We start from the raw sequence: 12,486 nt of genomic DNA, 5'->3' as shown, positions 1-12,486 counted from the left end.
CAGCAATGAAGCAAAATTCCCTCGATCAGGCCGCCCGTGCCGCAGGCATTTCACTGGATTACATCGACGTCAACGGCAGGAAAGAGGCTGTCAGCGATGAGACCAAACGCGCACTGCTGGCGGTGATGGCAGAACCGCAGAAGGCCAGTAAATCCCCGCTGCCGCCGGTCGCGGTGTTCAGCGGCAGCAGTAAGCGACAGCTGACGGCTCAGGGCAGTGGCACTTACAGCTGGCAATTGCAGACTGAAAAGGGCAAACAGCACAGCGGTGAGTTAACCGCCGGGGAGCCTTTTACGCTGCCGGGACCGTTGACCCAGGGTTATCACCAGCTGACGCTCACTAAAGGAAAGAAAAGCTGGCAGACGCGGGTTATCGTCGCACCGCGCCGCTGCTATCTGCCTCCGGCGCTGGAGGCCGGAGAAAAACGCTGGGGTGCACTGGTTCAGCTTTATACCGTGCGCTCTGAACAGAACTGGGGCATCGGCGACTTCGGCGATCTCGATCAACTGCTGGTGCAGCTGGCTGAACGCGGCGGCGATTTCGTCGGGCTGAATCCGCTGCATGCGCTCTATCCCGCCAGCGCCGGTTTTGCCAGCCCGTATAGTCCGTCATCGCGCCGCTGGCTGAACTTAATCTATATCGACGTCAGTCAGGTGACCGATTTTCAGCAAAGCGCGGCGGCGCAGAAATGGTGGAAAAGCGCGAAAACACAGAAGGCGCTGACCAAAGCACGTGAGGCGGAGCAGGTTGACTACGAAGCCGTGATGGCGCTGAAGCTGGCGGCGCTGCGCCATGCCTGGACACACTTTCAGGCGCGTGACAGCCAGAGCGAAGAGCCTCTCTCCTTTGCTGCTTTTGTGCGTGACGGCGGTGACAGCCTGCGCTATCAGGCTGCCTACGATGGCATACAGCTGGAGCGGCAGGCAGACAAGTCGCAGCAGGGCGGCTGGCCTGCCTGGCCAGAGGCGTGGCGCAACAGTCAGTCGCCGGAAGTGCAGCAGTGGTGTGAACAGCAAGAACAGGAGATCGCCTTCTGGCAGTGGCTGCAATGGCTGGCGCAGCAGCAGTTCTCAGGCTGCTGGGCGCACAGTCAGGCGCTGGGCATGAGCGTCGGTCTCTACCGTGACCTGGCGGTGGGCGTGGCGGAAGGCAGTGCGGAGACCTGGCACGACCCGGAGCTTTATCGCCTCAAGGCCTCGGTGGGCGCACCGCCTGACCGTCTGGGACCGCTGGGACAAAACTGGGGCTTACCGCCGATGGATCCGCATGTGATGCAGGCGCGCGCCTATCAGCCATTTATCGACATGCTGCGCGCCAATATGCGTGACTGTGGCGCGCTGCGTATCGACCATGTGATGTCGCTGCTGCGTCTGTGGTGGGTGCCAACCGGAGAGACGGCGGATAAAGGTGCTTATGTGGCCTATCCGGTCAACGATCTGCTGGCTATTCTGGCGCTGGAGAGCCACCGGCTGCGCTGTATGGTGATTGGCGAAGACCTTGGCACCGTGCCTCAGGAGATCGTCAGCCTGCTGCGTAAAAGCGGCGTCTTTTCATGGAAGGTGCTGTGGTTTGAGCAGGAGAAAGATGAGCGCTATCGCGCCCCTGAAGACTATCCACGTCAGTCTATCGCCAGCGCCAGTACCCATGATCTGCCGACGCTGACCGGCTTCTGGGAGCAGGGCGATCTGGAACTGGGCGAGAAGCTGGGTCTTTATCCGGGCGATGCGGTAAAAGCGTTACATGAGCAGCGTGCCGCACAGAAGCAGGCGCTGCTGGATGCGCTGCATCAGGCGGGTGCCTTACCGGCTCGCAGCCAGAAGAAGGCGGAGAAGCTGGCTATGACGCCTGCGCTGAACCGGGCGATCCATCGCTTCCTGGCGGATACCGACAGTGCGCTGCTGGGGCTACAACCGGAGGACTGGCTCGGAATGACCACGCCGGTTAACGTGCCGGGTACGGTGGATCAGTACCCTAACTGGCGACGCAAGCTGAGCAAAACGCTGGAGGAGATTTTTGCGGACAAGGAAGTGAATGCGTTACTGAAGGTCGTGAGTCAGCAGCGTCAGTCAGGAAAGAAAGAGAAGTAAGAAGGGCGCGGCAGCCGGGCTGCCGCGCTTTATCATCAGTAGAACGAGTGTTCGCCGCGCTGATGCTCGGTAATATCGCGCACGCCTTTCAGTTCCGGGAAGGCGGCCAGCAGCTCTTTCTCAATACCATCTTTCAGGGTCACGTCGATCATCGAACAGCCGTTACAGCCGCCGCCAAACTGCAGGATGGCGTAACCTTCATCGGTGATCTCCATCAGCGACACGCGACCGCCGTGGCCAGCCAGCTGTGGGTTGATCTGCGCCTGCAGCAGATACTCAACGCGCTCAACCATGGGCGCATCATCAGAGACTTTACGCATTTTGGCATTCGGCGCTTTCAGCGTCAGCTGTGAACCGAGATTGTCGGTAACGAAGTCGATTTCGGCATCTTCCAGATACGGCTTGCTCAGCTCATCAACGTAGGCAGAGAGCTTTTCGAACTTCAGTTCGGTGTCAGTAGCTTCAACTGCATCGGGCGGACAGTAAGAGACGCCACACTCGGCTGTTGGCGTACCCGGGTTAATCACGAATACGCGAATCTGGGTGCCATCTTCTTGTTTGGATAGCAGTTTAGAAAAATGTTCCTGGGCAGAGTCAGTAATTCGGATCATGTCGATTGCTCAATAGTTGACTAATTTAGTTGGTTATAATACGCCCATCAATGACGCTCTACAAGGTACGGCACAGGCACCAGACCTGCACGCTGGCGGCACCCTGCGCCAGTAACAGACGACTGATTTCATCTACGGTACTGCCGGTCGTAATGACGTCATCCAGCAGGGCGATATGGCGTCCCTGCACCGCCATTTCAAGGCGGAAGGCACCGCGTAAGTTGGTGCGGCGCTGCCGGGCGCTGAGCTGATGCTGTAATGCGCCCCTGCGCCTGCGGGAAACACCTTCACGCCATTCACATCCCAGCCAGTGCGCCAGCGGAGCGGCCAGCAGTACCGTCTGATTGAAGCCGCGCTGCCAGCGTCGCCGCCGGTGCAGCGGAACCGGCAGCAGCAGATCGGGACGCGGCACCGTGCCACGCCGGTAAACATTCAGCCAGCTTAGCAAAAGCAGCCGCGCCAGCATCACCCTGAGTGCGGTTATGTGAGAAAACTTCAGCTGATTAACCCACCGGCTGAACGGCGGACAGTAGTCATTGACGCAGACCAGCGCCTGCCAGGCAGGCGGTTTAAGCTGGCAGCGACCACAGGCGACCTTTGCTGAGCCTGCCGGTAATCCGCAGCGTGGGCAGAGCAATGGCAACGGCGGTAATCCGCGCAGGCATAAACTGCAGATGCCGTGCCGGGCTATCCGTAACGGCATCCGGCATAGCCAACACAGGGCGGGCATTGCTAGCATAGCGATCTCCTTATCAATTTCGGGATAGTAACTGATGACGTCGCTCTACTGGCACACCTGCGGGGAAGGAAAACGCGATCTTGTGCTGCTGCACGGATGGGGACTGAATGCCGAAGTCTGGCAAAGCATTATTCCGCGACTCAGCCCGCACTATCGCCTGCATCTGGTCGATCTGCCGGGTTATGGCCGGAGCGGTGATTTTGGTGCACTGACGCTGGCGCAGATGGCAGAAGAGCTACTGCCTTTGCTGCCACCGCAGGCGATAGTCGTGGGCTGGTCGCTGGGCGGACTGGTGGCAACGCAGCTGGCGCTGACAGCGCCAGAAAAGCTGGCTGCACTGATTACCGTGGCGTCGTCGCCCTGTTTCACCGCCACAGAGCGCTGGCCCGGCATTAAACCGGAGACGCTGCAGAACTTTCAGCAGATGCTCAGCAACGATTTTCAGCGCACGGTAGAGCGCTTTCTGGCGCTGCAGACGCTGGGCACTGAAACCGCGCGTGCCGATGCTCGACAGCTGAAAGAGGTGGTGCTGTCACAACCGATGCCGGAGGTGGCGGTACTGGATGGCGGTCTGGAGATTCTGCGCCAGGTCGATCTGCGCGACGCGCTACCGCAGATCAGGCTGCCGTTCCTGCGACTCTACGGGGCGCTGGATGGACTGGTGCCGCGCCGGATAGCCGCTGAGATAGATGAAATGTTGCCAGATTCGCCTTCGGTGGTTATCGAAAAAGCAGCGCATGCACCTTTTATTTCCCATCCTGACAACTTCTGTCAGCATATTGTTAACTTTATCAGTAATTTATCAGGATAGTGCTGCTTTATATTGGCAAAATCGCTGACAGCAGCAATACTTCTCTCTGTGAGCAAGGCCGCTGCAATTTTATGTGATTAGTCACGGAAATGACTATGCCGTTCCATACTGCCTTACGCGTTTAGCGGCTGCTTACATCTCACAATGGATCATGAATGAGGGTAAACATAATGAAGGTTTTTAAATGGGTTGTGGCTTCAATGATGATGGGCGCGATTTCATTTTCTGCTATGGCAGCGAAAGAAGTCACCAAAGAAGAAGTTAAGACAATGAACCTGCAGAAGATTGGCACCGTTAACACCACGGCGGAAACCACCTCGCCAATGGATGCTAAAAAAGTGCTGTCTAAGCTCGCTGACGAAAAAGGCGGTAAATATTACCTGGTGATCGCCGGTCGCGAACACGGTAAATTCAGCGCCACCGCTGAAGTCTACAAGTAATTAACGTAGCCACATGAACTGCCAGGCATCCAGCTTAACCGGCTGGGTGCCATCAATTTTCTCTCCGCTCACCACATCCTGCAACGTATGCGCCACCGGCAGTTGCGTCATCACTGACCGTCCACTGAGATTAAACACGCACAGCAGTCCGTCGCCGCTCTCTGGCTGATGACGGCTGAGCACCAGCACGGCATTTTCGCTGTCATAGATCGTCATCGGATTATCAGGATGAAACGCAGGCTGGCGACGTCGTAACTGAATCAGCTGGCCAAGACGGGTATAAACCTGCTGACGCAGCCAGTCATCGCCCGCCAGCGCCGCCTCAATCTGCTGCAAATCATACTTCTGCCGATTAATCGCCCGGTTGTGCCCGGCTGCGCGTACGCCATCATAATGGTTACGGCCGCCCAGAATGCTCTGGATATAGATAGCCGGCACGCCAGGAAAGACCAGCAGAATCGCATGGGCCAGCAAAAAGCGTTTCAGCCGCGTGGCGTCATCGTCAGCTTCGCTATTTAACGCATCCAGATAGGTGACGTTGATTTCATAGGGGCTGGTGGTGCCGTCGGGGTTGTTTTTATAGGAGACCAGCGCGCCTTCCAGCGCCAGATCGCGCACCAGCGCCACAATCTCCACCTCCGACAAAATGCCGCGTGCCGGATTCAGCCCGATACCATCGTGGGATGCCAGAAAATTGAAGAAGGTGGTGTCGTTGCTGCTGAGATCCAGCGAACTGGCCCACTGCCGCAGCGCGCGCGCCGATCCGGTATGAATGGCGTGCAGGACCAGCGGCGGCAGTGAAAACTGATAGACCATCTGCGCCTCATCGTGCCCGTTGCCCAGATAACTGATGTTGTCCTGATGCGGCACGTTGGTTTCGGTGATAATCACCGTCCCAGGCGCGACATGGTCGGCAATGGCGCGAAACAGCTTCACCAGCTGATGGGTTTTTTCCAGATGAATACAGCGCGTGCCGGGCGTTTTCCACATATAGCCGACCGCATCGAGACGTACATAGTCAGCGCCACGGATCAGGTAGTCGAGCAGCACGTTGACCATGCGCAGCAACACCTCAGGATTGGCAAAATTAAGGTCGATCTGGTCGGCGCTGAAGGTGGTCCAGATAAAGCGGGTATCGCCATCGGCCATCTTAAACGGCGTCAGCAGCGGCGAGGTGCGCGGTCGCGTGACGGCACTGAGATCGGTGGCGGGCGGCATGCTGATAAAGAAATCGTCCCAGCCAGGATCCTGCGCCAGAAAGTGGCGGAACCAGGCGCTCTGCGACGACATGTGGTTGCAGACGAAGTCAAACATCAGCCGGGTTTCCTGATGCAGGCGCGCAATGTCCTGCCAGTCGCCGCACTGCGGATCGACCTGGTGGTAATCAATCACCGAAAAGCCGTCATCGGACGACCAGGGGAAAAAGGGCAGCAGGTGGACCAGCGGAAACGTGGAATGCAGATGCTGCTGATAGAAACGGGAAAAGGTGCTGAGCGTGGGTTTACCGGCTTCACGAAACTGATCGGCGTAGGTGATCAGCACCACATCCTGTTCATCCCAGTGTGCCTTACGGGGCAGCTTAATCGCCTCGCGGGCGGTAGCGATGTCAGCCTGCAGGCGCGCAAAGGTCGCCTCCGGGAATGTGCCAGCATAAATCTTCTCAATCAGATCGGTGATCGTTTCCATTGTGAATTGGGTGCCACAGCAGGTGTTGTTTTTATGACAGGCGTCTTTTCAGCGTAGCGCGATGGCGGGGATTTTCAACCGGGGAGAAGGGTGTGAAAGGGGGCCAGATGATGGCCCCCTGAAAAGCTTAGCGTTTTTTACCGAATGCCGCGGCCAGTGCATCACCCATCGCGCTGTTACCCGCAGACGTGCTGACCGGACGTGGACGGCCTTTACCGGCGGCCGGACGTTTCTCTTCGCGTGGGGCGGCATGCTTCGCGCCGCCACGTGCATTGCCTTCGCCTGGCTGCTCATCAAGACGCATGGTCAGGGCAATACGTTTACGCTGGAGATCGACTTCCATCACTTTCACTTTGACGATATCACCCGCTTTCACCACCTGATGTGGATCTTCCACAAAGCGGTCAGAAAGCGACGAGATATGGACCAGGCCATCCTGATGCACGCCGATATCCACAAACGCACCGAAGTTAGTGACGTTGGTGACAGCACCTTCGAGGATCATGCCCGGCGTCAGATCGTTCAGCGTTTCCACGCCTTCCGCGAACTGCGCGGTTTTGAACTCAGGACGGGGATCGCGGCCCGGCTTCTCCAGCTCTTTCATGATGTCGGTAACGGTCGGCAGACCAAAACGTTCATCAATGAAATCGCGGGCGCTGAGATTACGCAGGCTGCCCGCGTTGCCCATCAGATCGCTCAGTGCCTGCTCGGTGGCGGCCAGAATTCGCTCCACGACCGGGTAAGCTTCCGGGTGGACGGTCGAAGCATCCAGCGGGTTGTCGCCGTGGTTAATGCGCAGGAAGCCCGCACACTGCTCAAAGGCTTTTGGCCCAAGACGGCTCACTTTCAGCAGCTGCTGGCGATTCTGGAAGCGGCCATTCTCATCACGCCAGCCGACAATGTTCTGCGCCATCATGCGCGTCAGGCCCGCGACGCGGGTCAGCAGCGGCACCGAGGCGGTATTCAGGTCAACGCCGACGGCGTTCACGCAATCCTCGACCACAGCGTCGAGTTTCTTCGCCAGCTGGCTCTGGCTGACATCATGCTGATACTGGCCGACACCGATTGATTTCGGATCGATTTTCACCAGCTCGGCCAGCGGATCCTGCAGACGGCGGGCAATCGACACCGCGCCGCGCAGCGAAACATCGAGATCCGGGAATTCCAGCGCCGCCAGTTCAGAGGCTGAGTAGACCGATGCGCCAGCTTCGCTGACAATCACTTTCTGTGCCGTGACCTGCGGGAACTGCTGCTGCAGATCCAGGAAGAAACGCTCGGTTTCACGGGAAGCAGTGCCATTGCCAATCGCCACCAGCTCGACCTGATGCTTAATGCAGAGCGCGGCAACAGCGGCAGCGGCTTTGGCGGTCTGGCCGGTGTGCGGATAAACGGTATCGGTCGCCACGACTTTGCCGGTGGCATCGACCACAGCGACCTTAACGCCGGTACGCAGGCCGGGATCCAGTCCCATGGTGGCACGCATGCCCGCCGGGGCTGCCATCAGCAGGTCGTGCAGGTTGCGGGCAAAGACGTTAATCGCTTCATCTTCTGCGCGTTCGCGCACCGTACCCATCAGTTCGGTTTCCAGATGCAGCATCACCTTGATGCGCCACGTCCAGCTCACGACGGCTTTACGCCAGCTGTCGGCAGGGGCGTTATTGAGGCGCAGGTTCAGGTGTTCAGCAATCAGGGTTTCGCCGTGGCTTTCACGCGGTGCTTCGTCGAACTGCGGATCGGCATTGAGCGAGAGTTGCAGCACGCCTTCGTTGCGGCCACGCAGCATTGCCAGCGCACGATGCGACGGTACGGTGCTCAGCGCTTCATGATGATCAAAGTAGTCACGGAACTTCGCGCCCGCTTCCTCTTTGCCTTCCACCACGCGTGAGACCAGGTGGGCATTTTTCCACAGGTAGTTACGCACTTTGGCCAGCAGCGCGGCATCCTCGGCGAAACGCTCCATCAGAATGTAGCGGGCACCATCCAGCGCGGCACGGACATCGGCGACGCCTTTATCAGCATCGACATACTGCTCCGCCAGCTGCTCAGGGATGTGCGACGGATCCTGCCACAGTGTGTCCGCCAGCGGTTCCAGACCGGCTTCAATCGCGATCTGTCCACGCGTGCGGCGTTTCTGTTTGTAGGGCAGGTAGAGGTCTTCAAGCTCGGTTTTGCTGAGGGTGGTATTGATGGCGCGGGCGAGGTCGTCAGTCAGTTTTCCCTGATCGTCAATCGACTTCAGAATCGACTGGCGTCGCTCTTCAAGTTCACGCAGATAGCTGAGGCGGGTTTCCAGCTGGCGGAGTTGGGTATCATCCAGGCCGCCGGTGACCTCTTTACGATAGCGTGCGATAAACGGCACGGTATTCCCTTCATCTAACAGGCGAACGGCGGCATCAACCTGCTCTGGTCGCGCCTGTAGCTCACTGGCAATTATCTGGCTCAGAACTTTCATCATCAGGACTGTCTTGCTTTCCGGGTTGAGAAATAGCCGACAGTTATACGGATTGATGGTCAAAATTGCCAGAGACGCGGGCGGCTTTCAGCGATAATCTGAATCGTTATTGCGGGTAGTCAATCGCGTTGACATACCACAGTGCCGGACCCAGTGGCGTCTCAACGGTGGCGGCATCGCCGACCTCTTTTTTCAGCAGCGCCCGCGCCATCGGCGAGTCGATTGAGATGTAATCTTTGCGGCCAAAAATCTCATCGTAGCCCACAATGCGGAAGCGTTTGAGGTCGCCCTCATCGTTTTCAATTTCTACCCAGGCACCAAAGAAGACTTTGCCATCCTGCTGGGGGGAATAGTCAACAATACGCAGCTGTTCAAGACTTTTGGTCAGATAGCGAACGCGGCGGTCAATTTCACGCAGCCGTTTTTTGTTGTACTGATAATCGGCATTTTCACTGCGATCGCCAAGACTGGCAGCCCAGGTGACTTTTTTCGTCACTTCCGGTCGCTCTTCACGCCATAAATAGTCGAGTTCCGCTTTCAGCTTATCGAAGCCTTCGCGGGTAATAAGTCGGGTTTTCATGCTATACCGGCCACAGTGATCTCAGGAGCGACAGTGTAAGGCAAAGAGGGCGCGGCAAAAAAGAGTCGGGGAAAGGGTTTTTAAAGGCTAAAAACCCACGTTGATTTCCCCGGCGGCGAAAGGGTTGGTGCTGTGATTCAAAATCAAACCAGTAATCTGAAGCCAGTAGATGCTTAAACTTATTTTCCGGCGTGAGTCGCCGTGGTGGTCGAGGTGCCGGTGCTGTGACCGTCACCGCCGCCGCCGCCCATGGTGGCCAGCGCAACGCCCAGCAGGGCTGCGACTGCACCCACACCGATGGCGTCAGAGTTACCTTTTGCAGTCGTTGTCGCTGCTGCACCGGCGGCTTCACCGGTTGCTGTGGCAGCATAACCTGGGCTGACGCTGCCTAATGCCAGCGCGCTCAGCAGTAAAATTGTTTTTTTCATTGTGTATTCCCCGTTGAGACATCGAATGTTGCCAGAGCAGTCTGGTTCAAAACGAGAGGGGCGAAAAGTTGGCTTTACTGATTGATTTAAAGGGCTTTAATTTAAACTGGCCTTGCTGAGAGGACCGCTGAAACTAATCCGAGAGGAGCGTGGGGCGTTACGCAGGTTTACTGGAATATTATGCTGCCGCTTCGCTGTTGAGGTAGATTATCTGGAGCTTATCTACAATGATGGCTGATCATTAAGTCAAATTATCTGCTAACTCACTGAATTGATTCATTGATTAAAAACTGGCTCGCTTCTGACGCCAGCGATACAGAGAAACAGGGCCTTTTTTTCAGATTTGCCGTATCAGGGGCCGGGCAGGGGCAAATGGGTTAAAACAGGCCCGAAATCACCTTAATTCAAATATAAGCTCCTGTTTAATATGCTTTGTAACAATTTTGGCTAGAATATAAACCATTAATGACTGTCACTATAAGGCATCTTTTTTTAACAATGTTGGCTCAGGCAATAGCGCCTTTGGGAGTTGAAAATGCAAGAGAACTACAAAATTCTGGTCGTCGATGATGATATGCGTCTGCGTGCACTGCTTGAACGCTATCTCACCGAGCAGGGCTTTCAGGTGCGCAGTGTCGCTAATGCCGAGCAGATGGATCGTCTGTTAACCCGTGAATCCTTTCATCTGATGGTGCTCGATCTGATGTTGCCGGGCGAAGATGGCCTCTCTATCTGCCGTCGTCTGCGCAGTCAGAGCAACCCGATGCCCATTATCATGGTGACCGCCAAGGGCGAAGAGGTGGACCGTATCGTGGGGCTGGAGATCGGCGCTGACGACTACATTCCCAAGCCTTTCAACCCGCGTGAGCTGCTGGCGCGTATCCGCGCGGTGCTGCGCCGTCAGGCCAACGAACTGCCAGGCGCACCGTCGCAGGAAGAGGCGATTATCGCCTTCGGTAAATTCAAACTTAACCTCGGCACCCGCGAGATGTTCCGTGAAGATGAGCCGATGCCGCTGACCAGCGGTGAGTTTGCCGTGCTGAAAGCGCTGGTAAGCCACCCGCGTGAGCCGCTGTCCCGTGACAAGCTGATGAACCTGGCGCGTGGCCGTGAATACAGTGCCATGGAACGTTCGATCGACGTCCAGATCTCCCGCCTGCGTCGCATGGTGGAAGAGGATCCTGCGCATCCGCGTTATATTCAGACCGTCTGGGGTCTGGGCTATGTCTTTGTGCCGGACGGCAGTAAAGCATGAAGCGACTGCGCTTCTCGCCACGGAGTTCGTTTGCCCGCACCCTGCTGCTGATCGTTACCCTGCTGTTCGTCAGCCTGGTCACGACCTATCTGGTGGTGCTGAACTTCGCCATTCTTCCCAGCCTGCAACAGTTCAATAAGGTGCTCGCTTACGAAGTTCGTATGCTGATGACCGACCGGTTGCAGCTGGAAGATGGCACGCAGCTGGAAGTGCCCCCGGCGTTTCGCCGGGAAATCTACCGCGAACTGGGGATCTCGCTCTACACCAATGCAGCAGCAGAGGAGAGCGGATTGCGTTGGGCGCAGCACTATGAGTTCCTGAGCGAGCAGATGGGGCAGCAGCTCGGCGGTCCGACCGATGTCCGGGTTGAGGTGAACAAAAACTCTCCGGTGGTCTGGCTGAAAACCTGGCTGTCGCCCGATATCTGGGTGCGGGTGCCGCTGACAGAGATTCATCAGGGCGACTTCTCGCCGCTGTTCCGCTATACCCTGGCGATTATGCTGCTGGCGATTGGCGGTGCCTGGCTGTTTATCCGCATTCAGAACCGACCCCTGGTGGATCTGGAGCACGCCGCTCTGCAGGTGGGACGCGGGATTATTCCGCCGCCGCTGCGTGAGTATGGCGCGTCAGAAGTGCGATCGGTAACGCGTGCCTTTAATCAGATGGCGGCCGGGGTGAAGCAGCTGGCGGATGACCGCACGCTGTTAATGGCGGGCGTCAGCCACGATTTGCGTACGCCGCTGACCCGTATTCGTCTCGCCACCGAGATGATGAGCGAGCAGGATGGCTATCTGGCCGAATCGATTAACAAAGATATCGAAGAGTGCAACGCCATCATCGAACAGTTCATCGACTACCTGCGCACCGGTCAGGAGATGCAGACCGAGCGCGCCGATCTGAACAGCGTGCTGGGTGAGGTAGTTGCGGCGGAAAGTGGCTACGAGCGTGAAATCGAAAATGCGGTGATGCCGGAAGAGTTAATGCTGGATATCAACCCGCTGTCGATTAAGCGCGCGCTGGCTAACCTGGTGGTCAACGCCGCACGATACGGCAATGGCTGGATCAAGGTCAGCAGCGGACGGGAACTGCATCGCGCCTGGTTCCAGGTGGAAGATGATGGACCTGGCATCAAGCCGGATCAGCTGGCGCATCTGTTCCAGCCGTTTGTGCGGGGCGACAGCGCCCGCAGCACCAGCGGAACCGGTCTCGGTCTGGCGATTGTACAGCGGATTATTGATGCCCATCAGGGCTCGCTGGAGATTGGCGAGAGCGAACGCGGGGGCTTGCGTATTCGTGCCTGGTTGCCGTTAGTGGAAACGATGGCGCTGAGTCACAACAATGGCAGTAACAGCATCTCAAACTGATAAACGCGGCGCGGCAGCATCACTGCCGCGCCG

At 57.4% G+C, this 12,486-nt stretch carries 11 protein-coding genes; 5 read left to right on the top strand and 6 right to left on the bottom strand.

The window, feature by feature from the left end:
* The first annotated feature begins 5 nt into the window (after window positions 1–5).
* Complete coding sequence (gene malQ, locus IBT54_RS11210) at window positions 6–2,087, top strand: 4-alpha-glucanotransferase (protein WP_201252168.1); 2,082 nt, start codon at window positions 6–8, stop codon at window positions 2,085–2,087.
* A 35-nt stretch (window positions 2,088–2,122) separates the two neighbouring features.
* Here malQ and nfuA read toward each other — a convergent pair whose 3' ends face one another.
* Both nfuA and gntX read right to left on the bottom strand, forming a co-directional pair.
* Window positions 2,123–2,698, bottom strand: coding sequence for a Fe-S biogenesis protein NfuA (gene nfuA, locus IBT54_RS11205; protein WP_010253194.1), 576 nt, complete (start codon window positions 2,696–2,698; stop codon window positions 2,123–2,125).
* 58 nt (window positions 2,699–2,756) lie between these two features.
* Window positions 2,757–3,437: a DNA utilization protein GntX gene (gntX, locus tag IBT54_RS11200; RefSeq protein ID WP_201252167.1), complete on the bottom strand. Its 681-nt coding sequence runs from the start codon at window positions 3,435–3,437 to the stop codon at window positions 2,757–2,759.
* A 34-nt stretch (window positions 3,438–3,471) separates the two neighbouring features.
* On the opposite strand from gntX, the gene bioH reads away from it, so the two are divergent.
* On the top strand, window positions 3,472–4,248 hold the full coding sequence (bioH, locus tag IBT54_RS11195) for a pimeloyl-ACP methyl ester esterase BioH (protein WP_147789592.1): 777 nt from the start codon (window positions 3,472–3,474) through the stop codon (window positions 4,246–4,248).
* A 170-nt stretch (window positions 4,249–4,418) separates the two neighbouring features.
* Entirely contained in the window at window positions 4,419–4,688 is a 270-nt protein-coding gene (locus tag IBT54_RS11190; protein WP_003853019.1) for a YdgH/BhsA/McbA-like domain containing protein, read from the top strand.
* On the opposite strand, the gene IBT54_RS11185 is transcribed toward IBT54_RS11190, so the two are convergent.
* The 4 genes from IBT54_RS11185 to yjbE form a co-directional block, all read right to left on the bottom strand.
* Complete coding sequence (locus tag IBT54_RS11185; protein WP_201252166.1) at window positions 4,689–6,374, bottom strand: sugar phosphorylase; 1,686 nt, start codon at window positions 6,372–6,374, stop codon at window positions 4,689–4,691.
* 127 nt (window positions 6,375–6,501) lie between these two features.
* Window positions 6,502–8,829: a Tex family protein gene (locus IBT54_RS11180; RefSeq protein ID WP_201252165.1), complete on the bottom strand. Its 2,328-nt coding sequence runs from the start codon at window positions 8,827–8,829 to the stop codon at window positions 6,502–6,504.
* Between the two features lie 103 nt (window positions 8,830–8,932).
* Entirely contained in the window at window positions 8,933–9,406 is a 474-nt protein-coding gene (greB, locus tag IBT54_RS11175; RefSeq protein WP_013359296.1) for a transcription elongation factor GreB, read from the bottom strand.
* 179 nt (window positions 9,407–9,585) lie between these two features.
* The gene (gene yjbE / locus IBT54_RS11170; protein WP_013359295.1) at window positions 9,586–9,834 is read right to left on the bottom strand and encodes an exopolysaccharide production protein YjbE; all 249 of its coding nucleotides are present in this window, start codon (window positions 9,832–9,834) and stop codon (window positions 9,586–9,588) included.
* 535 nt (window positions 9,835–10,369) lie between these two features.
* Here yjbE and ompR point away from each other — a divergent pair.
* Complete coding sequence (gene ompR, locus IBT54_RS11165; protein ID WP_003853014.1) at window positions 10,370–11,089, top strand: two-component system response regulator OmpR; 720 nt, start codon at window positions 10,370–10,372, stop codon at window positions 11,087–11,089.
* On the top strand, window positions 11,086–12,453 hold the full coding sequence (envZ, locus tag IBT54_RS11160) for a two-component system sensor histidine kinase EnvZ (RefSeq protein WP_013359293.1): 1,368 nt from the start codon (window positions 11,086–11,088) through the stop codon (window positions 12,451–12,453). Before ompR ends, envZ begins: the two co-directional genes overlap by 4 nt.
* The last annotated feature ends 33 nt before the right edge of the window (window positions 12,454–12,486 follow it).

Origin of the sequence: Pantoea sp. S62, from assembly GCF_016658625.1 — a bacterium.
In the GTDB taxonomy this organism is placed as follows: domain Bacteria; phylum Pseudomonadota; class Gammaproteobacteria; order Enterobacterales; family Enterobacteriaceae; genus Pantoea; species Pantoea vagans.
The sequence above is the reverse complement of the archived record's forward strand: the minus strand, read 5'-3'. Positions and strand labels throughout refer to the sequence as shown.